This window comes from Congregibacter sp. (assembly GCF_045107095.1).
Taxonomy (GTDB): Bacteria; Pseudomonadota; Gammaproteobacteria; order Pseudomonadales; family Halieaceae; genus Congregibacter.
Window position 1 is genome coordinate 56,949 of the sequence record NZ_JBGCFU010000023.1, and the last position, 23,309, is coordinate 80,257.

General features: G+C 53.7%; 20 protein-coding genes and 1 pseudogene. 3 read left to right on the plus strand and 18 right to left on the minus strand.

Annotated features, from left to right (window positions below; translation table 11 throughout):
* Positions 1-15 precede the first annotated feature (15 nt).
* The 5 genes from AB8B76_RS04925 to AB8B76_RS04945 form a co-directional block, all read right to left on the minus strand.
* Positions 16-765 (minus strand): DUF3667 domain-containing protein, encoded by a 750-nt coding sequence (locus tag AB8B76_RS04925; RefSeq protein ID WP_405270841.1) that lies wholly within the window; start codon positions 763-765, stop codon positions 16-18.
* A gap of 16 nt (positions 766-781) precedes the next feature.
* A complete protein-coding gene (locus tag AB8B76_RS04930) occupies positions 782-1,597 on the minus strand; it encodes an alpha/beta fold hydrolase (RefSeq protein WP_405270842.1) in 816 nt (271 codons plus the stop codon).
* Positions 1,597-2,532: a cupin-like domain-containing protein gene (locus tag AB8B76_RS04935; RefSeq protein WP_405270844.1), complete on the minus strand. Its 936-nt coding sequence runs from the start codon at positions 2,530-2,532 to the stop codon at positions 1,597-1,599. The genes AB8B76_RS04930 and AB8B76_RS04935 overlap by 1 nt, the downstream gene beginning before the upstream one ends.
* Complete coding sequence (locus AB8B76_RS04940; protein WP_405270846.1) at positions 2,532-3,047, minus strand: chalcone isomerase family protein; 516 nt, start codon at positions 3,045-3,047, stop codon at positions 2,532-2,534. Before AB8B76_RS04940 ends, AB8B76_RS04935 begins: the two co-directional genes overlap by 1 nt.
* Positions 3,048-3,281: 234 nt before the next feature.
* Positions 3,282-4,319 (minus strand): glutathione S-transferase, encoded by a 1,038-nt coding sequence (locus AB8B76_RS04945; RefSeq protein ID WP_405270848.1) that lies wholly within the window; start codon positions 4,317-4,319, stop codon positions 3,282-3,284.
* 73 nt (positions 4,320-4,392) lie between these two features.
* Here AB8B76_RS04945 and AB8B76_RS04950 point away from each other — a divergent pair.
* A pseudogene (locus AB8B76_RS04950) lies at positions 4,393-4,986 on the plus strand (glutathione S-transferase family protein); the annotation flags it as partial.
* Here the strand turns inward: AB8B76_RS04950 and AB8B76_RS04955 are convergent.
* On the minus strand, positions 4,953-6,116 hold the full coding sequence (locus AB8B76_RS04955) for a glutathione S-transferase family protein (RefSeq protein ID WP_405270850.1): 1,164 nt from the start codon (positions 6,114-6,116) through the stop codon (positions 4,953-4,955). The pseudogene AB8B76_RS04950 and the gene AB8B76_RS04955 sit on opposite strands and share 34 nt — an antisense overlap.
* A gap of 131 nt (positions 6,117-6,247) precedes the next feature.
* Between AB8B76_RS04955 and AB8B76_RS04960 the strand changes: the two genes are divergently transcribed.
* Positions 6,248-8,410, plus strand: a complete 2,163-nt coding sequence (locus tag AB8B76_RS04960) for an acylase (RefSeq protein ID WP_405270852.1) — start codon at positions 6,248-6,250, stop codon at positions 8,408-8,410.
* Here the strand turns inward: AB8B76_RS04960 and AB8B76_RS04965 are convergent.
* The 12 genes from AB8B76_RS04965 to AB8B76_RS05020 all read right to left on the minus strand — a co-directional run bounded on the left by AB8B76_RS04965 (position 8,402) and on the right by AB8B76_RS05020 (position 22,566).
* Positions 8,402-9,328, minus strand: coding sequence for an MBL fold metallo-hydrolase (locus tag AB8B76_RS04965; protein WP_405270854.1), 927 nt, complete (start codon positions 9,326-9,328; stop codon positions 8,402-8,404). The genes AB8B76_RS04960 and AB8B76_RS04965 overlap by 9 nt on opposite strands.
* The gene (locus AB8B76_RS04970; RefSeq protein ID WP_405270856.1) at positions 9,321-10,043 is read right to left on the minus strand and encodes a DUF599 domain-containing protein; all 723 of its coding nucleotides are present in this window, start codon (positions 10,041-10,043) and stop codon (positions 9,321-9,323) included. The genes AB8B76_RS04965 and AB8B76_RS04970 overlap by 8 nt, the downstream gene beginning before the upstream one ends.
* Positions 10,044-10,147: 104 nt before the next feature.
* Positions 10,148-11,464 carry a putative bifunctional diguanylate cyclase/phosphodiesterase gene (locus AB8B76_RS04975; protein WP_405270858.1) on the minus strand — a complete coding sequence of 439 codons (1,317 nt, stop codon included), beginning with the start codon at positions 11,462-11,464 and terminating at the stop codon, positions 10,148-10,150.
* Between the two features lies 1 nt (position 11,465).
* Positions 11,466-12,737, minus strand: coding sequence for an HD-GYP domain-containing protein (locus tag AB8B76_RS04980; RefSeq protein WP_405270860.1), 1,272 nt, complete (start codon positions 12,735-12,737; stop codon positions 11,466-11,468).
* 256 nt (positions 12,738-12,993) lie between these two features.
* The gene (locus tag AB8B76_RS04985; RefSeq protein WP_405270861.1) at positions 12,994-14,001 is read right to left on the minus strand and encodes a hypothetical protein; all 1,008 of its coding nucleotides are present in this window, start codon (positions 13,999-14,001) and stop codon (positions 12,994-12,996) included.
* Between the two features lie 286 nt (positions 14,002-14,287).
* The gene (locus AB8B76_RS04990; protein WP_405270863.1) at positions 14,288-15,529 is read right to left on the minus strand and encodes a c-type cytochrome; all 1,242 of its coding nucleotides are present in this window, start codon (positions 15,527-15,529) and stop codon (positions 14,288-14,290) included.
* The gene (locus AB8B76_RS04995; RefSeq protein ID WP_405270865.1) at positions 15,526-15,864 is read right to left on the minus strand and encodes a high-potential iron-sulfur protein; all 339 of its coding nucleotides are present in this window, start codon (positions 15,862-15,864) and stop codon (positions 15,526-15,528) included. Before AB8B76_RS04995 ends, AB8B76_RS04990 begins: the two co-directional genes overlap by 4 nt.
* A gap of 19 nt (positions 15,865-15,883) precedes the next feature.
* Positions 15,884-16,732 carry a host specificity protein gene (locus AB8B76_RS05000; RefSeq protein WP_405270866.1) on the minus strand — a complete coding sequence of 283 codons (849 nt, stop codon included), beginning with the start codon at positions 16,730-16,732 and terminating at the stop codon, positions 15,884-15,886.
* 47 nt (positions 16,733-16,779) lie between these two features.
* Complete coding sequence (locus AB8B76_RS05005) at positions 16,780-17,913, minus strand: hypothetical protein (protein WP_405270867.1); 1,134 nt, start codon at positions 17,911-17,913, stop codon at positions 16,780-16,782.
* A gap of 48 nt (positions 17,914-17,961) precedes the next feature.
* On the minus strand, positions 17,962-19,446 hold the full coding sequence (locus AB8B76_RS05010) for a hypothetical protein (RefSeq protein WP_405270868.1): 1,485 nt from the start codon (positions 19,444-19,446) through the stop codon (positions 17,962-17,964).
* A 12-nt stretch (positions 19,447-19,458) separates the two neighbouring features.
* On the minus strand, positions 19,459-20,796 hold the full coding sequence (locus tag AB8B76_RS05015; protein WP_405270869.1) for a DUF1552 domain-containing protein: 1,338 nt from the start codon (positions 20,794-20,796) through the stop codon (positions 19,459-19,461).
* A 45-nt stretch (positions 20,797-20,841) separates the two neighbouring features.
* Complete coding sequence (locus AB8B76_RS05020) at positions 20,842-22,566, minus strand: DUF1592 domain-containing protein (protein ID WP_405270870.1); 1,725 nt, start codon at positions 22,564-22,566, stop codon at positions 20,842-20,844.
* Between the two features lie 363 nt (positions 22,567-22,929).
* Between AB8B76_RS05020 and AB8B76_RS05025 the strand changes: the two genes are divergently transcribed.
* Positions 22,930-23,208 (plus strand): hypothetical protein, encoded by a 279-nt coding sequence (locus AB8B76_RS05025; protein WP_405270872.1) that lies wholly within the window; start codon positions 22,930-22,932, stop codon positions 23,206-23,208.
* Positions 23,209-23,309 lie beyond the last annotated feature (101 nt).

A 23,309-nucleotide genomic window follows, 5' to 3' on the forward strand; every position in this document is an offset into this window, starting at 1 on the left:
CACGTTTAAGGACTGTCAGTCAGTAAGAAATGGTTGCGAGGGTGAGCCGGGCATCATCACTTCCGTAACGCTTTCGAAAACGCCCGCTACCAAGGCCATGTACAGCAGCACAATTCCTAGGCTCTTCGCCGATGCGAGCACCCAACCCACCCGGTAGACGCGAACTACAGATGTAACAAAGCTTGTCAGCATGTAGATCAAGAGGAGAAGCTGTATCGCCATAGCAAGAACAGACTCGGCAGCAAGCTTTTCCAGTGGGAGCATAAACGCGAGTACCAAGTAGGCCACACTGTGTAGATGCAACGAATGGATGAGGTGGTCGAAAAAAAAGCGTTTTCGAAACACGAGCTTCAGAATGAGCGCAAACACCGGCAACAAGAAGAACATCAATTTAGGCACGTAATCAGAGAACAAACGAGCCTGCCCGAGGGCATCAGCACTATCCGTCTGACCTTCGTTTAAAAGTGCACCCTGCCCTGCTACCCAAGCGGCAAGCACGAAGAACAGCACGCTGACAATCAGGTAAAGACGGAAAGGTGAGGAGTAAAGCCTTCGCTTACCGTCGAGATAGTCTCTGGTTAGTACGCCCGGATGCCGTAACATCGTCCAAAGAGTACGAGCCGCGCGACCATCAACATCAAAGGTTTCTTGAAGAACTTCGCCAATCAGCGCGACTATGGGGCGCCTAAGTTCTAGATCTTTCTGCCCGCACTGGGGACAGAAGTTGCCATCAAAGTCTAAGCCACAATTTTTACAATGGATCATCTATGTTCTGAAACTCTCAGGCTGTGTCGAGCAGAAAATCCTCGTAATCGTCAAGAATTTCTTCGCGCTCGAAGTGCAAGAAGTGCCCAGCTCCATCGATGAGCAAACACTCACAGTGCGCAATGATCTCTTGAGCCTCCCACATGTCCCCCAGGTCAATAATTCGATCCTCGGATCCGTTTACGATGAGAGTCCGGGCACTGATCTTCGTAAGGTCAATCGCTTCCTTTAAATGACCTAGAGACATTATGTTGAGACAGTGCTCGTAAAAAGCGTCCGCGTTCGCGTCACTCAGGTTTTCGAACTGCGAGGCTATCTGCCGCTTATAGGTTAGGCCTATTTCCTGGCCGAACATTCCTACAATGAGTTCGGCGCCGGCAGCAAAGTCTCGAGATGCGTAAAGCACCTTCGCGCGATCAATGATGCTCTCCATTTCGGCGTTAGGCTGCATACCAAAGCTACTTAGCACGAGCTTCTGTACTGCATCCGGGTACTTCGCCGCGTAGCCTGCTGCAATTGCGGTTCCCCAACTACTGCCCGCCAGGGTCAGCTCTCCCTGGGGCTTCGCATGCTGCACGAGTGCGTGAACGACTTGTACTTGCTCATCCACAGTCACATGAGCGCCACCACTTAGTATCTGAGAGCGACCAACACCCGGCATATCGAAGATGATTACACTGAAATGCGGCGAGAACCGTTTGGCTACGGCCCGCCACACCGCCATGGTCTGCAGAATTCCGCTGACACAGATGAGTACGTTGGGATGATCACCGTACCGACGGTAGGGAATCGCAAACCGGTCGTACTCAACGATGCCTTTTTCAGTCTTCATTAATCATGTTCCGCGCACAGAGGGCGACCATTGGACTTTAGATGAATCCGAGCGGCTATTTTCGCAGCGCGACGGGTTTTCCAAGCGAACCACCGCCGCGGAGCGGAGTAGTTTGCCAGACGATCCACACCATTGCCTATAAGCAGGTTCCGCAATCCCTTGAGTCGATCCATCCATAGAGGCGACGGCGCGCGCAAAGATACGCCGACCCCCGCATCAAGGTAGTAAAACTCATGCCACCAACCGCTGGGCATGTACAGACTCTGACCTGGCTCCAGCACACACTCGTAGGCTTCCGCATACCCTAACGCAGGAAACTCATCTAAGTCAGGCTGCGATAAATTGACGTAACTGCGCACCGTGAAGGGGTGCTGATACAGCGCCTGCGAGCTATTCGGCGAAAACAAACGAATGCGGCGCCTGCCCTTAATGACCGTATGCAGGACGTCCGTCATATCAATATCAAAATGCAGCGGCGTAACACTCCCTCGGCAGCCAAAAAAACTGAATACAAAACGCCGTGAAAACCTCAAACCCACATCGGGAATACGAATGTCATCAAGCATTGCAGGAATCTTTTGGGACAAGTTGTACAGAAACATGCGCAAGTCTTGCCCCTCGGACAGCGTCCGCTCCAGGAACTCAGCAAGACGCATGGACCCTTTGCTCGACATGTAACCGCTTCCGGGTTCTGCAAAACTTGCGTCATACACCGGAACACGATGATCACCGTAAAGAGAAGATAGGCTCTCGGGAGTCCAGCGCTCTAGCGCTGGCCAATCCGCCGCTAGATCGGTAACAATAATCGGCTGACGTTTGCGGACAGCATCACGGAGTGCTTTACCATCAGGATCTGAAATCGCTGCTATTGGGTGCCAGACGAGCCTTTGCGGCTCCCAATCTGACACACTTGCTGTTGCAGAAATCTCGCTCACTAATCGGTCTTCGAGCCGCTTTCGGCGGCTGAAAGTACTAACAAACCCTCTCTGTCGCAGGCGGGGTCGTCACCAAACCAGATTGACCATATGAGTTTCGCAAAAGCTAAATCCGTTGTTTCAAACGATAGCTCACCATTAAATTCCACCATCAGTTTCCCATCTGCAAACCAATAGAAGACCAACTCATCTCCCGCGTTCGCGTCGCGATCGATGGCTGCCATGAAGGCATCCACGCTCGCCCTAGCATCCTCAAGCCAGTTTTCCTGAGCATTCTTTCTTAGGCTCTTGTCGAGCTCTTCTCGAATGCGATCACGTCCCAGCTTGCGGTCAAAGCGCACCAAAATTGCTTTGGGCCGCTTATCAGTGAGTACTGTCTCAAAGCTTAGGGCAGGGTCTTCTGTCAGCGCAGCGTAGTGAGCGATTTCATAAACCTTAAAAAACAGGAATATACGTTCGGCTTTCCCCGTGTAGGCCAATTCATAGACAGTGCCATCGCTTGCAGTTGAAAGCATAGTCGGCAGGGCCGCTGCTTCAGCACCAACGGCTAGAGGCGCAAACGCCAAGGCGACTGATAGGCACACAAAGGATGCGGTTCGGGTCAGAACTCGCCGAAAGAAATAGAAAATATTAATAAGCCAAGTGCTCGATCGCTTCTTAATCCTAGGCTACCAGATATTCGCCCGATCTTGTGCAGGAAGTGTGTGCCCGGCGGGCCGGAGTGCAATACCTAAATCACGTACAAGCCTTCAATCGCGAGATAACATGGATTCGACGCCAGTGCCCTCCAGTAGCCTATCAACGCGAGCTGCGTCCTCGCGACTCAGACTTTGGTAAAGCCCATTCGTCCATCGCAAACACTTCGCTTGATAAGGGAAGGTCCGCTGCGCCCAAGTCGCCCCATCTATCTCGCATTGCCACTCTCTTTCGCCGTTAGCCACAGCCTTGGCATTGGCAAGCTGTGCGGGAGCGTAAACGCGCCCTACTTCACTAAGAAGCTCACCTAAACTGTGAGGCTGCTCCTCGATGGGGACCCAGTCTGCATCCGACGCTTTAATTCCGCTTAAGTCGTACATTCGGTCGACCCAGGCAACGGTCCTGGACGATACGTCGTGCGTGATCGCTCGGGGAGTCGGATCAAAACCCACTAATTGTGAAAGCTGGCCGTGAATTCCAAAGTCCCCTGCGGCGGGTCGCCGACCTAGCATAAAAGCCTGCTGCGAAAGATGTTCATCCATCGCCTGCAAAAACCGACGGTAACTAGCATCGATAACCGATGCCGTAACGTCGTTCGACCCCACAACAAACAGACGACCCACCTGTCTTTCAGTAAAGTGCTTCTTAAATGCGGCCAGATCCTCTTCACTAATAGTTGTGTCGCGCAGTAGAGGGAGGATCGTACCCGCCTTGTCGGCATCGGCTGCAAAATGCCACCGGTAGTGAAACATGTACTTCGTGCACCACTCGTCCGCGAAATCCTCAATGAGATAGTCAACAAAGGCTAACGCCGGGTCAGCTGGCACCACTGACCGAGTGCTTTGTTGTTCTTCCAAAGCTCGTATTATCGGCGTTGAGTCACAGACTGCAGACAAGCCGCTCTCGTCCTGCGTAATAAATGTCGGCAACAACGCTGGTCTAGGCGGCTCGATACCCAAGCTCTCACAGACATCACCGGGCTCTGCCCACGCCACGGTGTAAGGAATTCGTCGGTACCTTAGCAACGCTAACATTTTCTGCGTGTACGGAGATGCCGTAGCACCAATGAGCTGTACTGGATCACTAAACATGGACGTATCCTCCGAAGTATCAGTGAATGATACTCTTGCCCCTCGTAAATAACGCGGCCACGCGGAATATTTAGAGGTTAATTCCTTGGGCAAGATACCCACACTCGTCGATGGCGATTTAACCCTGGGAGATTCTAAGGTGATCTGTAAATATCTCGAGGAGGCTTATCCTGAACCAGCGCTCTACCCTCGAGAAATCGCTGATCGAGCCCGAGCTCATCGGTTCGAAGATTTCGCAGGAGGCAAACTCACCGAACTCGCAGCGGGCATCTTTTTCCAGCGTTTTATGCGTCCGAGAGCGTTCAAGCAAGAACCCGATGAGGCGCTCATCTCAGACATCATCGATAACAAGCTTCCGCCAATGCTCGACTACCTCGAAGGCCAAATTCCCAATGAGGGTTTCTTGTTCGGCGAGTCTGGCATAGCCGATTTGAGCATCATGAGCCCCTTGGTGAATGCCAGTTATGCCGGCTACGAGATTGATGCCAATCGCTGGCCTCGCACCACGGGGCTTATCGCCACCGTCAAAGCTCGAGCAGAGGTAAAGTCCAATCTGGAGCAGGAAAAAGCAGCCTTGGGCCTATCGCAGCCTTGTGGGCCCCTAGAGAACTGGAACTATCCAGCGATGGATTTTCAGGGCTTGCGTAACGCGCCCCAGACTTCCTGATGGTTTTTCCGCTCGACCCGCCGGTGAGTCTTTAAGCTCAAAAGAGACCCCAGGCCCGTCTCCTCAAGCAGCGCTACTATCGGCGCTTGCTCGTGGGCCGAGGCACCTTCAAAGGAGTCTTGTATTCGCTGGAGCAAGTAAAAACGGTAAGGCATCACTAGAGTAGACAGGGTGATACCACGCCAGGCGAATTCGGCCGATCCAATCGTGCGCATCGCAGGACTATCCATACCACTAGTTCCCGCTTCCAGATCGGGCCGAGCGTCTAGCCACTCATTGGCAAATTTTACGTGGGCCTCCAGCTCTGGCAAATACTCTTCGGCGACATAGCACATCAGCTTTTTCAAAGATTCCTGCGGAGGGCTCTGCGACTGAAAGCCAGTGTCCTCGGGGTACTCCACCCAGTTTGATTCTGCGCCATGCATCCTCTCCACCCAGCGAGCAACAACCGGAGCAGTCCGGCGCATAAACAAGGTCGCCGCGGGGTCACGATTCAAATGAGCGAACAGCGATGATATCAGGCCGAAGTCACCAATGGTCGGCTGTCCACCCAACAGGTAAGGGTTATCCTCTAGATGCTCTGCAAAGAGCAAAAGGAACTCGCTATAACTACTCTCAATGATTGGCGCGCTTTCTTCAGTCACACCAAAGCCAGAAGCCGCATTGCGCATGCGTCCACTAGCACGATCAAAAAACGCATTCCCTTGTTCTTTAGTTGCATTGATGGGAGCCAGCGCTGCAATGAATTCATTGCGAATAAAATCAAGGTTGAGTTCATCAAAGTTCCAACGGTAATGCATCGCGGGCCGCAGCAATCCCTCACCACCAAAGAGCTCAAAGAGAAGACTCACTACTTTTAGCAAAGGAGATTCCGGATATACGGAAAATCGAGAAACTCCGCCCTCCTCGAGAAAATCAATAATATCTGTGCCGTCCTGCACGATAGTGCCTTCAGGAGTTTCAATAACCGGAATAATAAAGCGCCCCACAGTCGGCACAATCCGTGTCATAAAGTCCGGATGATTGGCGCCGTATTCGGTGAACGCGATGCCCTGCTTACGAAAGTAACTGCGAACTTTCCCTGTGTAGAGCGAAGCGGGCATGCCGTAGAGCTTGTAAATTTCTGTCATGAAGCGCTGGACTCGTCGTGTTTTTTGGCCCTAAGCATAACCCAGTAACTCCCTGAGAAAGCGAGAGCCCCAAAGCAAGTGACGCGGAGAAGCGTTAGCATACCGCTTTGACACATAGTTCGGGAAAACCCATGCGAATGCCCCGCCTACTGGTGGTTCTGGTACTGTTCATCGCCCTTGCTGCGATAACAAATATCCTTAGCACTAGCCCGCCAACCATTGATTCAACAGCGCTTCTGTCTCTTGGAGAGAAATATGACGTAAGGCTAATCCGCGACGAATTTGGTGTACCTCACATCTATGGAGAGAGTGACGCCGACACAGCGTTTGGACTTGGCTATGCACAAGCTGAGGATGACTTTGCAACTCTGCAAGACGTGGTTCTGGCAACCAGAGGAAAACTCGCTGCAGTGCGCGGACCTGACGCCGCAAAAACTGATTACCTGATTCAACTCATGGGTGTTTGGGAAGCGGTAGATGAGGGTTACCAAAGCAAGCTCAGTCAAAATGCGAGAGATATCGCCGAAGCCTACGCAAATGGCATCAACCTTTATGCGGCGCAAAACCCCGATATCGTAGAGGGTTTTGTTTTGCCGTTTACCGGCAAAGATCTCATCGCGGGCTTCACTTTTAAGCTGCCGCTCTTCTACGGCTTCGATCAAACATTATCGGCGCTGTTTGATGGCAGCGATCGAGAGCTGGCCTTACAGGGGGATACGGCCCTTACCTTTGTAGAGCAAGCCCGCGCCGAACTGGGCAGTCAGGGCGTAGCCATCGCTCCCCATAAATCCAGCGATGGCTACACGCGGCTCCTTGTAAACTCCCATCAGCCCCTGACCGGCCCTGTCGCCTGGTACGAAGCACGATTGCATTCAGAGGAAGGCTGGGACATGGCCGGAGCAACCTTTCCTGGGTCGCCGGTCATTCTGCACGGTCATAACCGACATCTAGGTTGGTCCAGCACGGTGAATAAACCCGACCTAGTCGATGTTTATCAGCTCACCATCAATCCAGAAAACGACAATGAGTACCTCTTGGACGGAAAGTGGATTGAGCTAGAGACACGCACTGCAGAAATCCTGGTGCGCGTGTTCGGCCCATTTCGCTGGACTTTTAAGGAGCCGGTCTACTCATCGAAGCACGGCCCCGTGTTGAAGCTGGACCACGGGACCTTCGCAATCCGATGGTCCGGGATGGGTGAAGTAGGAACTCTTGATCAGTATCTCGCGCTCAATAAAGCAACAAACATGCAGGAATTTGAGACTGCGTTAGCGATCGCGAGCCAGCCCTCCATCAATCAAGTCTATGCGGACAAAGAGGGCAACATCGCCCACTACTACAATGCGATGTTTCCCGAACGAGTAGAAGGCTGGGATTGGCATAAGGACCTGCCCGGAGATAGGTCAGAGCTTATCTGGGATGGCTACTTGCCGTTTAGCGCCATCCCCGCAACCCGCAACCCTCCCAGTGGTTTTGTCTTTAATGCGAACAACAGCCCCTATTTATCAAGCGTTGGAGCAGGACAGCCCCAACCCTCAGAGTTTTCGAAAACGATGGGCATTGAGACCGGCACAACAAATCGCGCATTGAGACTTAAGCGGCTACTAAGCGCCAGCGAAAAAATCAGTCGAGAAGATTTCTATCGCATCAAATACGACGTCTCCTACGACAGAGAGCTGCCAGCGATGCTCAGACTTCGCGAGTTCATCGCTCAGGGCAAGGAACATCTCCCTGTGGAACTAAATCCGGCGTTTGATCTCCTCACAGAATGGAACAGGGGCACTCAGAGTGACAATCGTGCGGCGGCCCTGGCAGTGCTGACTATGGCTCGCCTCATTGATAGTCGCCGGCGAACGGAGGGCGTTGATCTCGCTCAGCAACTGGAAAACGCGGAGTCCTATTTGCGCACTCACTTTGGTCGTATAGATCCCGAATATGGCGAGGTGGTTCGCCATCAACGAGGAGACAAAAGCTGGCCGCTAGACGGCGGGCCGGACACGCTTCGCGCGGTGTACACAGAAGAGGATCCGGTCAGTGGGCAACTGTATAACGTTGCCGGTGACAGCTACATCATGTTTGTAGAGTGGGATCGCGATGGTAACGTAAGCTCTCGGGCCATTCACAACTTTGGCTCCGCCACACTTGATAAGTCGTCACCCCACTACGCGGATCAAGCAGCGCTGTTTGTCGAGCATAAAGATAAAGCTGTCAGGTTAGAACTCGAGGAGCTACTACCCTTCGCGAGTCGAGACTATCGACCTGGTGTAACGGACGAAAGTATGGAATCAGAGTGACTGATGTCCGGGATGCACTGTGATGATATTGCCTGCTGCATCATACTGATCGACCAGAGACTTTACCCAGGTAAGGCTCTTGGCTGATCGAGGCAAGTCTGCAGAATAGGTACCGGGCTCTACCCCGTTCTCCCAACCCCATCGAGTGTGCGTGAGATCGCCCATCATCAGTTGCGTGCCGGCAGTGGTGCGTGCCAGGTACACCGTTAGGCCGGCAGTGTGCCCCGGGGCGTGAATCGCGAACAGGCTGCCATCACCAAAAACATCCAGAGCTTTAGACTCATCAAAGGCCCACTCCTGAAGCTGGCTAACATGAGACAGCAATCGGTTGGTCGTTCCCCGCGTCGCCAAATGATTGGCTGCCGAGTACTCGGCATCGCCAGGGCCCAAAAAAACATCAATCCCCGATGGCAAGTCATCGAAGCCCATGATGTGATCGAGATGAATATGAGTAAGAAACACTCCTGAAATAGCTTCTCCATCGAGCCCTGCGAGTATCTCGCGATTTGAACGCTGTACCGTCAACGCATCCATATTCATTACGTTGGCCACGAGCCAGCTTACGTCGCTATTGTCTGCACCCCGGAAACTTTCAGACACCCCGCCATCGATTAGAAAAACGCCATGCTCCGGATGCTTGAGAACATAGGTGTAAACGCTTATCGCCTCATCGCGATCCTTGATACCCGCGGCCTGCGCCTTGGGGTGCTCAAGATTCAAAAGCCCCGAAAGCGGTACGGACCACGTGGCCGCTGTTACTTTTTCAAACTCAATAGGACCGGTGGTCGCGATGTTCTCAAACACCGCATCAATGCTCACGCTGCGACCTAAGTCGGCGGTATCAGTGGGAACATCTGTCGCCGAACAGGACGCCAAGAGCACCGCCAGGGGCGCGAAAAGAACTCCGAAATTAGCCATTTTTTTCTACCGGAAGCACTAGAGATTGTTTGATAGCCTGAACCGTGTTCGAAACGAATTCTCGACGGTAGAGCACCAGTACTGTGATCGTTGTCGCAAGTAAAAAGGGCACGGTCCCAAAGAGCCAGCACATTACTGACAGCCCAAAGTAGTAGGCTCGAAGGCCTGAGTTGTTGTCGTGACCCGCAGAGTCCATCAACTTCGCCAGATTGCAGACAAAGCGATCTTTCTGCTCTGGACTTATTTCCTCCTGAACATCGGGAGCGGCACCCATCACGACCGCTGCAAAACCATACTGGCGTAAGCTCCAGGTAACCTTAAAAAAGGCATAAATCAAAATAACGAGGAGCAACGCCAGCTTCGCCTCAACCTGCCCATTACTTTGGTGCTCAGCGAAGGGAATGTGAGAACTGAGTTCCGCTATCTGGTCACTGGTTGTCAACGCCGTGAGTACACCAGCCATAAGTAGTAAAGTAGCTGATGCAAAGAACCCCACTACCCGCTCCTGGCTTGCCAACAAAGATGCGTCAGTCATGCGCATCTCGCGACTCAACATACGCTCAGCCCAGGCCTCTCTATGACCCCGTAAGGAACGCGATAGAGAGGAACCCTTATCTCTCTTAGCGCGAAACTTGGCGTAACGCGCATAGCCCGCCCACAGCAATAGAAAGTAGCCAAGGGCGGAGATCTCTAATACATCGAATGGGATTTGCACGAGGCTCTCAAAAGATTCTAAAAACAGCGGTCGTTGACCTGATTCTACGACAGATTGTCACCCACAGTCCCGCGTTGGCAGATGCGCGGCTCCCTCGTAAGGTTTCATACTTTCGAGGGCTGAGGAAATGCCTCCTCGAAAGATTCCAATTTGTCCCAAGAGCCCAACCAATCTACGAATTCGGCTGCGGGCATCGGGCGAGATACGCCAAAACCCTGAATAACGTCGCACCCAAGATCGCGAAGAAGGTTCAAAGTGACCATATCCTCGACACCCTCGGCGACGACCTGCATGTCAAAAATTCCCGCCAACTCTCTGATGGTTTTCACAATGCCTTGATCTTTGACGGAATGAGCCAGACGAATCACAAATGATCGGTCTATCTTGAGTTCTGTTGCGGGAATATCGTGAAAATAGGACAGCGAGGAGTACCCCGTACCGAAATCGTCGATGGAAATTTTGAACCCCTTGTCTCGCAGGAGCTTCATGGCCTTCGTTGCTTTCTTGGGATCGTGGATTAATCCCTGTTCGGTAATCTCCAGAGTAAGCTGCGCCTCCGGCATGTTCCAGATATGCAGAGCTCCCTCTAGCATTGCTGACAAGTCGGGTCGGGTGAGGATGCTCGGGGGAATATTCACGGACAAAGGAACCACAATCCCAGCCTCGAACCACTCTTGATGCTGCCTCGCTGCGGTGTGCACGACCCACTTTGTCAACTCAAAAATGCGATTACTGGTCTCCGCAACCTGAATGGAAAGTTCCGGAGAAATAAATCCTCGTTTGGGATCAGGCCATCTAAACAGCGCTTCGGCGCCTACTAGCTGCCCCGAATGTGCATCCACCTTCGCTTGGTAAAAGAGCGCGAACTCGTTGTTCTGCAATGCTGTTGCAAAAGGCTGAAGGAGCTGATTAAGCTGAGTCTCTTCATCCACATCCGACACCAGGAAGTCATCAAGATCGCCGTAGCTGCCTGAGCGCAGCGCTGCAAGATGGGCCTCAGCCGCGGTAAGCGTTAGCAATGCGGACTGGCTTCCACCGCGATTAACGCCAACCCCAAACAAGAGCCTTGCCGGCATGAGATCAGCATCCATCTCTAAAGCCTTTTCCAATAGCGATCGCATTCGCCCTATCACTACAGGCAGCAGTGCCAACTGAGCAACCTGCGGCATTATCACAGCGTAAGTGTGAGAAGAAATGCGGAACACGGTGCGATCACGGGTAGCCATAGCGAAGAGCTGCGTCTCTAGCTCTTCCAACAAAGCATCGCCGATGCTGAAGGCGTGCTGATGATTGATATGCCTGAGGTTGCTAAGATCCACTAAAACCAAAGCGAGATCGTCGGCGCCCGCCTCCGCCCTCTCGCCCAATTCCTGGAGTCTGTGCAGGAACGCATCTCGAACACTAGGCATTCCGGCTGTCACGCTAGAAACCCAAATCACTGAGACTGATACCGTGAGCCTCGGGCGGCAGACTCGTCACGATATCAAGGGGCGCACCAGTGTCGTCATGCGTCGTTTCCATTAGATCAAGAGAGCGAACGTTGCGCAGCGGCTGCTTGTTTTCATCAAGTAGCACCATGACTCGCGGACGAAGTCGCCGGGTACGATACTCCGAGATTACAGCGGCGACCTCACCTGAGGACAGCTCCACCAGGGTGCCCGCAGGATAGATACCCACCGCTTGAGTAAACTCCTCAACGAGCTCCGCCTGAAACTCAATATCCTTAACTTCATGGAGGTGCTTAATCGCTTGAGACGGCGCTATGGCCGGTGCATAACTTCTATGGGAAGTGAGGGCGTCATAGCAGTCCACGATTCCGGCAATGCGAGCAAACACGTGGATCTTTTGGTTCTGCAAACCGTCGGGATAACCGCTGCCGTCGTATCGCTCATGGTGCTGCAAAATCATGGCGGTAATGTCTGCATTCACATTACTCTTTTCTCTGGCCATCTCCGCGCCAAAAAAGACATGCTGCCGCACAAGATCTAGATCGGCGCCGGTGAGACGCTTAGGACTCCGCAAAAGCTCATCACTCACTTTCAGTTTTCCAACATCGAAGAGCAAACCGCCTATCGCAAGAGAGCGCAGATCGGTTTTCGGCAATCCCAGCTGCCGCCCCATGACCACCGCCCACACCGAGCACGCTACCGAATGCTGATAGGTGTATTCATCTGACTGTTTGAGTCTTGCCAACCAAATACAGGCGTCAGGATTTCGAGCCACGCTGTCGATCATCGGGTTGACCGACTGCTTGATGCCCAACAAGTCCAGCCTGTCTCCCCTTCCCAAGGCTTGGAACATGCCCTCTACGCTCTCTGACAACGTGGTTACCGCTTTCGTCGCTTCGGGGTATTCCGTGTGCCAGTCCGTTTCGTCTCTATAGGGACTAAGCTCTCGCCCCTCGAGGTATTCGGACTTTTCCAGGCGAGGACGGGCTTTTGCGGCGGCGCGTTTGAGTGACCGATTGGAAGTTGATGGAGACGACTGGCTGCCCGTATCCAATTCGAGAGTTATGCTCTTTTGCTTATCTACAAAGACGTATTCACAGAGCGCGGCTAGCTGCCTGATATCTTCCTGACTCTGGATCGTTATGCCCTGAACTTTAAAGGGAGTTTCAAGCCATGATCGATCAAGACCAGATACGAACATCCCAACTTCAAGTTGGTCTGGAGTCAGCTTAATTAATTCCAGCATGAGATCTTTGCTCTATCCCCAAGTCTCAACCGCTTCAAAAAAACTTCCGCGAGACACACCATCTGAGCGGACTTAAACCATAAAAAATAAGTCTCGCCCTGACTACACGGCATAATTCGTACAAATTAGTGCGGAAATTAGCACATAAACGAACACGCAGCTCGCTTCAGTGCTTTAAAGTTGCCTGGCAATAGATGATTTTGGAAAGCTGGAACGGCGAGCGATGTATCAGACATTACGCCGTGTAGTTGATAATCTAGCTTCGGCGTGGGCGCCTGAGAAGAACGACCAGACCGAAGCCAAGAAGGAATATGGGGGCTGGAACTGGCACCGGCGTTGACTCACCGAACTGCCCGGGTGTTCCCCCGTTGCCGCCGCCGTTTCCGCCGCCATTTCCACCACCGTTGCCACCTCCATTCTCGCCGCCGTTACCAGGCAGGCCTCCGTTGCCTCCACCATTGCCTGGGGAAGGTGGATCAAAGAATACGACTACTCGAGGAGCAAAGGGTGCGTCAGAAGCGGGCAAGACATCCAGTTCTTGCAGTATAAAAGTCGAGCTCATCACACAAGGACTCACCACAAGCCCACCGAAGCGGCACGGATCAAATCCTTCGGGTTGAGGGGCGCCCCTGCGAAAGTTGTTATTAGAAACAAAAGCTAACAACTCTTCCGGGGTGACAGGAAACTCGCTCAATTCCGTGGGTACAAGACCCTCGAAGATATCCACAGGCTCAAGCCCAGCATTTTGCTCTGCGATACCAGCGCCAAAGCCGCCTCCCGCGCCACTGCCCCCAGAGCCACCAAAAGCTCCAGACCGGCCAGATGAACGACCCCGGCTGCCCGTTGTACGGCCTCCCGTCGAGAGGCCCCTAGCACTATTACCTCTGTTGTTTCGCGAGGACACTGATTCGTCGCCAAGGAGGGTCGAGCTCAAACCTCTAGACATGCCAGGCACCGCTGAGGGATCCACCAAAGTAGAGCTTGACTCTTTTTCACCTTGCTCCAACTGAGACAGTATTTCGCTGGAGTTAGATGAGCCACCAGACAGCTCAAGTAGTCTCGCTTGCGGCTTCTTTTGCGCACCGTCCGTCTTAGCCTGACGCAGTAAACGAGACGATTTAGAATCAGAGTCCAAGCGCTTACTTACTGATGAATCGCCGGAAGCAGCAACGGCAAACACAAGCGCGAGCAGAAGCGCAAAGGCAGCTCCTGCACCGGTGACCACTAATTTGCTTTGGCGCTGCTGCGCCCTACGCCGACTCATTTCCGCTACTCGTTATCTGTTACTCCGAGATTCTGACAGCGCCAGACAGGCACGCCAGCTGCTGACCAGAAAAGTGCGTGCTGAGTCACGAGATAGGCAGGTTTCGCCGAGAAAATGTGACGGCCGTCACGAGGAAAACCACCGCCGGATAATGACGCTTACCTGTCAAACGACGGGCAAATAGGGTTCAGCACAAAGCTGGGGCCAAGACTTACATCGCGTGCGGAACCAGTACGGGGTGCGTAAACGCACCCCGCAGCCCTCATACCTGGGCTAAGACAAACGTCTAGCGCTGCGTAGCCACCTGCTCAGGTGTCACGGCACCCGCCTCGTGCCCCCAGGCGCTGCGTATATAACTCAGTAATGCCGCAGCCTGCTCATCGCTCAGCTTGTTGGCGTAGGCCTCCATGCGCTTCCATCCCCGCCCCATCCATTCTGTCGAAGGTGGCGTGTGAGGAAGCTGTGCGCCGTACAGGGTGATATTGATCAAGGTCTCGGGATTCACATCCAAAACTACCGGACTCCAGAGTACGGGTGGTCCCGTCTCTGCTGAGCCCTCCCCTGTCGGCAGATGGCAGGTGCCGCAATGAATATCGTATTGCACTGAACCAGCACGTAGAACGTCGTCAGTCGCCGGCTTTCCGCTCTGCTGAGAATTCGCCGGCAGGCTCTTAAGATAGACCGTCATCGCATCTACATCGTCAACGGACATGTGACGTGTACTGTTTACGACAACATTGTTCATGGGACCGAAGACACCGGAGCGCTCACTGAAACCCAGCTTTAAATAGTCCGCGATATCCTCGTGAGACCATTGACCCAAACCATTGTCCGCAGAGGTAAGGTTAGGCGCAGACCATGCTGACAGCTTGCCCTCAACACGTTCCATGTAAACACCACCGGTCATGAGGAGGTCTCCATCGACGCCACCAGCAGCGTTGCGCGGAGAGTGGCACATGGCGCAGTGCCCTAAGCCTTCGACGAGGTAAGCACCGCGATTCCACTCCTCTGACTGCTCGGGATCAGGCTCGTATCGCCCTTCGTCGAAAAACGCAGACTTCCATACCCCCAATCCCCAGCGTTGGTTGTAGGGAAACCCCAGATCGTTGTCCGGCGGCGCGTAGGACACAGGCTCCATGGTCTGAAGATGCTCATAAATGGCGGCGATGTCCTCATCGCTCACTTTCGTGAATGCGGTGTAGGGAAACACTGGATAGAGGTGACTGCCGTCGGGCCGCTCACCCTCACGCATAGCGGCGGTAAACTCCTCGAGACTCCAATCACCAATGCCGGTCTGTGCATCTGGCGTAATGTTGGTCGAATAAATAGTGCCAAAGGGTGTCTCGAACTCGAGGCCGCCAGCCATAGCGGGCCCATCTTCACGAGTATGGCAACTGACACAATTTCCAACGGCCGTAAGATAAGCACCACGGTCTTCTTCGACGGATTGCGCAGCGTCCTTCGTATTAGCCAAGCTCAGAGAACTAACCGCTGAAAGCAGCACAAATAGCAGCGTCGTTAATCTCAAGAATCAGCACTCCAAGAATCACAATGTCCTGCGGAATTAACTGCGTTCCCATCAAAAATTCCGCAGGACCCACAGCCATCGGCGGTCGCAAAAAAGAAAGCGCAGCCGGCGCAGGTTTTCGCCGTATCAGCGGAAACTTCTGTATATCGTAGTGTTTTTCGCACACTCGCCTGCGCAGAGGTCATGTCGTCAGGGTTGGCGCACACAAGCGCGACCCCGGCACTACCGTTACTGTCTCCGCTCTCGCAGCCAACCAAACCCAGTAACAATCCCCCCGCGACAGGAATTTGAAGGCCTCGCAATAACACTGCACGGCGTGACATTGTCTTATCCATTATTAGCGTCCTCTGGCAACTAGCGACCCGCGGCCGCTTTGCCGCGCTTGATTGATTCTTGTGATTCCGGCCCGTAGGCCAGCAAACCTAGGAATCCTTGCTCGACCCGAAGCGCGACAGATTCTGGGTCTACCGTCGTTAGGTTCGGCTTACCCACACGCTTACTCTCCGCCAACACCTGTTGATTGATCGCTTCGGCTGCGACTCTATCGCCACCTAAAGCACTGGTCAGACTACCTATGCCACATACAAGCGCACTGAATCCCGGGAGATTAGCTATTTCTTCAAGCTCCATGAATACATCCGGATCCTCAATAATCAGCATGGCAACGATGTCGCCGTCAGGATTAGCGGGAGACCAGACGTTAGCGCCTTCAAAGAAGGAGATAGCAGCGCGAGCCTCGTCCAGATCCATTACATGGGGAATAACTACGCCATTGGCTCCCATGGCCAAGAGCTCTTGCACGCGAGCTCTGGCCGCATCCTCGCCATCCACATTGATCGGGGGAATACGGACAAGCAGCGGGAGTTGAACGGCATCCACCGCTCCTTGGCGAATACCTTGAGCAACGTTCTGCGCAGATTGAGATTCATACTTTTGCTCAAGACTGAGAAACGCGAAATCCAGCAGAGGATTCGCAGCGAGATCCAAGCCAGTTTGCACCGTATAGCTTGGAGACTTCTGAGAGTCGTTTGCACCATGAGATTGCGTAACATACTGACCAAAAGCGGGCTGCCCGGATGACCACAAATCTATGAGGCCCCCGCCTGCGGCAGACATGTTGGCCTCATCAGCATTGCTAAACGCGGATAATGATGACAGCAACACAGTGAGCGCCATCCCCAGGTAACTCAGTCGAACTCTCATCAAATACTCCCCTGTTTGCTTATTTATTGTCCGTGGCTCTCAGTGAACTAGCGCTGTGCCGTATTAATCCCCAAGGTGTCGTCATCGGGATGCACGATGTACACCTGATGCATCTTGATATCCACCGCTGAAGAAATTGCGGTATTGGCCCCCGTATCAGGATCAGGATACCCATCCGCCAAACGCGTCATGGCGCGATACAAAGAAGCTGCTGACAATTGACCATAACTCTGATGATGGGTTGTCCAGTTGCGATTCAGGCGGTGGTTGTATTGCTCGACGTCCGCATAGCCTGCAAGGAGGCCTTCCGCTGTCTTAGGCGTCAGCGTCAATTGCAGCTGGAAGTCGCGAAAAATGTGAAAGCCACCGCCAATACCGGGAAAAGACCAGGGGAACTTGGTATGAGCTGCGGGCTCCGTTGTGAGAACTCCATCGACTATCTGGCCCTGCACTTCGCCCCGGAAGCTCTCGCCCCAGCGACCGTCAACACGCTGCGTACCGCCCGCCACAAACCCCTTCCCCGAGGCGTCGCTAACGAGATCGTCCAGACCACGGTAGAAGTTGACCGTCACCGCGTCGTCGTTAGTCAGATCGTCGACTCCCGTCAATTCGATCAGCCAGCGGTTATAAGCATTGCCGTACATGAACAAGTTCGAAAAGTGGTAGAAGGCTCCGTCGGGGCCTCGGTATATCGCTATACAGGCAAGCGCGCGATTGAGCTGATTATCAATGCCCGCTACGCCGTCAGGACTAGTGAAGTCTTCCTCGGTAACCTGCCCGTCCAAGTTCACACCATAGGCGTTGGGACCAACCGCATCGTAAAACGGAAACGGTTCATCCGAAGTCTCCAGGTGAAAACGTCGTCCTTCTCTCACAAGCCGAGTATCGACTTCGGCGCGCAGCACATCACCCTCTTCAGGATAAAGTTCTGAGTACTGCTCCCTGGGTCCAATGTTGAATCCCTGAGGGCACTCTGTCTTGGCGTCCTCCGTTTGATAAACAGACCAGTGCCGCTCTGTCAGTACATACCCGATTCGCTTGCCACTGACAGATTCGGCATTCGCTACCCCGGGCAAAGCTGCCATCGACACAAGCACAGCGAGTAAAGGACTTCCTAAAAGCCGAACGCTATTGGCCACGGAAGATCGACGGGGTGCTGGAGATTGTAAAAAGAGTGTCATTGCTTGGCTCTCCTGGGCGTTCTACGCCCGCGTTGTGCAGAAGATTTTTCAGCGTCGAAATGCGTTCTCGCCAAAATCATCCCGCAGTACGAAAACTTTGTAACCGTTTCGGCTACCGGTAAACTCGCCGATGCCATCACCATTGGTGACACCGGGCTCCTTATCTCCAATATAGGTGTACACCGGGCGCTTGCGGTAAGCCCACACCTTCAAAACTTTGTCGGGATCACCGTCTGCAGTGGCAAGGTTCCCGCTATCTTCATCAATATCAATAACGCTCCACAGGCTACTTGCGCTCACGGCGTCTGCACCCGCAAGAACATAGGGAAAAGTCGCCCTACACAGCTCGGGGTCCCCATCGCCGCAAATGGCCAGACGATAGTCCTGTGAAGAACCGGGGTGGTCGCAAGCTATCTGCGACATGGAATCATCGCGGCAGTTGTAAAGATAAATAGAACGACCTTGGCTATCCGCCAGAACCTGCCCACCAAACTCGACATCCTGCACAGTGAATTCACTCGGCGGAGTCACAGCGCGCTGTGTATAAACATTATGCCAACGGGGGGCTCGCCAGTTAGGGACATCACCACCCACGAAGCTGCGAGTACCAGGATCGTTGTTATGGGTATATAGGGGTTGCCCGCGAAAGGCCCATTGATTGAATCCCGACAACTGCTTAACCACTGTCCACTCACCGCGGCTCATTGCGATCCCCGGCGCGGGCACAGGTGTCCAGTCCTTCAGACATTCCAGATCGCAATTAGACTTATTGGGTTCATCCCCATCCCAGGCATAAACAGAAAATTCGTCCTTGTTAACCAAGAGCCTTCCCGTAGTGCTGGGAATCACTTTGAACCCCGCGGGCACATCTGAGGGTGGCCCTACCGGTACCCGAACTACGCCGCCGTCATTGCGCGAGCGAATCTTGGATCCGCCAAAGACATCACCAAGCTCTTCATCTAAATGGGAGCGATACAATGGATACCCGTCGTAGGACCACTGTCGATCGCCGTTGGCACGCTCCGTCACGGTCCACTTATCCAACTCCTCGGCATCAGCATCCGCAAGCAGTGGCAGCCAAACACTTGAACAGCTGACGCGCTGTTCTTCCGGAAGCAAAAGATTGGGTGGATAGGGGCTCATCAAGCCTGCGGAGACTTCTATAACTTCGTCTCCACAGTTAGAAGGACCGTCTTTTCGATCGCCAGTGGACCCATTACGCAAAGCACTGAGAGGCCACTTGTACAACGTGCGACCTTGCTCATCGGCGTACACCGGGCCCTCAAGAGCAGTCACCACCACCTGAATCCCGGGCGGCGTGAGCTCTTCGATAAAAGCTTCTTGCGCAGAACTGTCAGCAGACTGCCAGTATTTAGAACCCAGCTGTGAGTCGGTCTGCCAACCGGTTTGTGACTGAGAAAAAGTTTGTGCAGAGAACAGCCCGAAAATGACAACGGAGGCTGCTCCGATTATGTGCCCGGCGCTAAGGGCAGTCGCTTTACGATGCGTCAATGAACTGTTGTTTACGCCCATGGTGTGCACCACTCAGGCCACCACCTCAGCAATGGGCTCGGAGGTCTTGTTACTTAAAGTCCCCCAAGACGGCGTATCGATATCGAGCAAGCGCAGGGCGGTGTAGCCTACCTGCGATACCGAGCCCCCCTTCAAATCGACATGAATTCCGCTTTTGGCTTTGCCCCCTGCACGACCGGCAAGGAACACGGGCATTCCGTCGATAGCATGAGTCCGCGCATATCCGACATCGGTGGTACCCAGAATCAGCACGTTATCCAACAGCGTTCCATCACCTTCGGGGATCGCCTTGAAGGCAGCCACAAAGTCCGACCAAGACTCCATTGCCCGGCGCGTAAACCACGATGCGTGGTGCTGGTAACCCAGCGCACCATCAACGGGTTCTTCGTGGGTGCAGGTGTGATGCGGTTTGGGGTATCCCGGCTTAATAATCGAAGAAAACGCCGCAGAATAAGTCATGTTAAAGACACGAGTTTGATCACAGGCGATAGCCATAACCATCAACTCAGTCATCATTTTGTGGCGAAGCTTTACAGCATCCGCGGACTTGTCCATGAGAGGGTTCACCGGAGCCTCACCCGGAGCGATACAGGAGGCAATGGGCTCCGGCTTGGTAAGGCGATGATCGAACTGCGTCTCCAACTGGCGTAAGCCGGTAAAATACTGGTCGAGGCGGGCTCGGTCTTCCGCTCCTACCGCCTTCATCATCGTGCGTGACTGATCCATCACGCTGGACAGAACGCTTCTTCGCGCCATTAGCCGTGGGTCGAGATTAAACTCCTCGGCGTTGGGGTCCTGAAACTCTGGCCCGAAAAGACGCTTGTAGAACTGGAGAGGCGACCAATCTGGCGCGTTCGGGGTAGCGGCATTCAAGTAACTATAGGTATCTCGGGCATCGGCTGTGGCAGTCGCAGTAAGCGAGCTAAACCTCGTCGCCCGACCAATCTGCTTGGCAACGGTGACGTCGATGGTTTCCGCTGGAACGATGCTATTCACCTCGGGCGCCACTCCCGTTCTTGAGACAACCCAACCGGTGAAGTGATTGTTGTTTGGCGACGCGTCGGGAAATGCCGATCCGTTAGTGAAGAGATTGATATCGTCGCGTACCGGCTCCCAGGAGGCGATCTCCTCAGGAAGGTCATATCCAGCGCCCACTTTTTTAGGCACAAAGATATCTGAGGTTCCACCGAGACCGTAGCCCCAGGTGCCAAACCGCACAGGCATAGGTCGACCAGACGCCAAGGCTGTCCCGCTTCCATTGAGGAAAACCTCGAGAAAAGGCAGAGCAACGGACACTCCGACGCCGTTCATCATGCCTTTCAGCACTCGACGTCTATTCCACTTACTCATAACAACTCTCCTGTGTATCCATGACCTACATATTTACTGGATCAATTAGTTAGAACTTACATCGGCAACCTGGTTCTCAGGGGACTCCGAATCACTAACGTCACTAGGGCCCTTTTGAATCCTAGAAAAAGCGCTGCTTAGTGCCACCGTTCGCAGTAACTCTCGAAGGCGGTAACCGTCCTGCGCAAATTCATCATTGAAATAATCCATCACTGCTCTCGCCTCGAGCTCCGGAGGCCCGCCCGTACCGTAGCTGTACACGCGCTGAACGAGGCAGCGCGGCAACTCGGGGTTCTCCCGTAAAGCCTGCCCCAGACCAATCGCGCCATCGAACTCATAGCCATCGAGTCCGCCGCTGGCGTCAATGGTGGCGCCATTTTCCGTAAGGCGAAAAGCACCCGCCCCGTCAAATTGCTCTAAGGACAAGCCGATGGGGTCGGTGATTCTGTGACAACCTGCGCAAGACGGTGTTTCTAGATGTGCAGCAACACGTTCTCGCTGTGTGGGGTAATGGGAGTTGGGATTGGACACCACTGAAAAGTCTATGCCTGGCGGAGGTTCGGGTACGGTCTGACACAGGAACAACTCACGCAGTGCCTGTCCTCTCAAAGTGACCGAGCTCCGCCCCGGGTGTGCGTGGAGAGATAAAAAACTGACTTGCGTCAGTAGACCTCCGCGAGGACTGTCCTCAGGAAAGGTCACCGGCGACCAGCCTGGCTGCGCAGCCACGCCATAAATAATGGCCAGGGCCGGCGACATAAACGAAGACCGCGTTGTGAACAGGTCGCGGTAGTCGTCGTCATTGACCAGCAGATGATCAATGGTAGTCCGCAGTGTTTGCTCTCGCGCGTCTTCAGCCGTCACTCCAGTAAATTCCGGGTAGATAGTCGAATCCTTGGCGAGGGTCTTTACCTCTTCAAAGGCAAACATATCGTCGAAGAATGCGCGCATACCTTGGGTCAGGCGTGGGCTCGCCAGCATGCGTTCTACGGATCGCTCGACGCCTCCCTCGGATTGCAGTTCGCCGCTCTCCGCCGCTGACAAGAGCTCATCATCTGGCCCCGCATTCCACAAGAAAAAACTCAGCCTGGATGCCAAGGAGTAAGCGTCTAAACGCAGCTGCCCGGGATTATCTGGGTCAGCTTCGACACGCTCAATAACAAAAAGCCCCTCAGGACTTATCAGCATTCCTTCAAGAGCGATCTCCAGACCCGCATAAAAATCTTCGAGGTCGCTCGCCGCCGTGCCGGCAAGCTCAACGTACATGGTGATTTCTTCTTCTGTGAGCGCGCGCCGAAACAAAAGCCGCCCAACCCGAGAAAGAAACTCCGTCGCACAGTCTTGGTCTGGCTCATCCATGGCCGAGGGCTTACAGGGAACGAGGTAATTACGATGAGTCGCATCGACAACTTGCTTGGCAACACTCGCGGCAACGCCTTGAATGCCTTGCAACTGAGCGCTACTGACACCGGCGATAGACGCGCTATTCGCAAGAAGACCCTCGGTGCGCGCTACGGGTGCAAACTCCACCTGCAAGTCGACCCCAGGGCCAAAAATGTACCCCAGAGAGTTTTGATACTGCTCAGCTGTCATCAGACTGGTGAGCGCCTGAGTACCGGGACTCTCGGGCTCTACCACAGACTCAGAGCAGCCAGACAACGCCCCGAGGGCTAGACAACTCAGGAAAACGGAACGAACAACGCTAACCGCAGAACTTTTTAACGGATGTCGTCGCGACTCAAGTGATCGCAACGTTAACAGGCCATTCATTATGCTGACGCCCTACCTTTATTTTTATCTACTCTGGATGGGGACCGAGTACCGGAAAACTTCCCGACCAATACGCTGCTTTACCACACCAGAATTCGTGCACCATTATCGTACAAATAGTGCCCCGTTATCCACCGTGAAGCCCTGCGCCATGTCATGCCGAGCAGCCGGGTAGGACAATATCGGAACAAAAAGGAATCCATGGTGCCTATAGTTGCTGGTAAGCCTGGTTGCTTCTGGCAACTCTCTCAGCACCTTGTTTATCAGAACAGTTGTCAGAACAGTTGTCAGAGCAGTTGTCAGAGCAGTTGTCAAAACAGTGAGCAAGTCGGTGACCGAAGAGATTTCAGGAAGTATTTCAAAGTGAAAACTACGGTTTATACAACACTTGCGTTGATTGCTTTTGCCGGCAACTCCATCCTCTGTCGGCTCGCCCTTGGCGAGGACGCTATAGATCCATCGAGTTTCACCATTATTCGTCTTCTATCCGCCGTCGCCGTCCTTCTCATAATTCTTAGCGTCACTCCTTCTCAAAGCGTGCCCGGCTCCAAAGGCAGCTGGAGCGCTGCAAGCATGCTTTTTGTTTATGCCGCGGCCTTATCACAGGCGAGCGGCCGAACCGGCTCGAATGGCTGGGACTGATCATCGCTTTTTCGGGATTTACCTACCTAGTCGCACCGGGTGCTGCTGCGCCGCCGCTGGTCGGTCTTTTATTGATGAGTACGGCCGGCATTGCCTGGGGC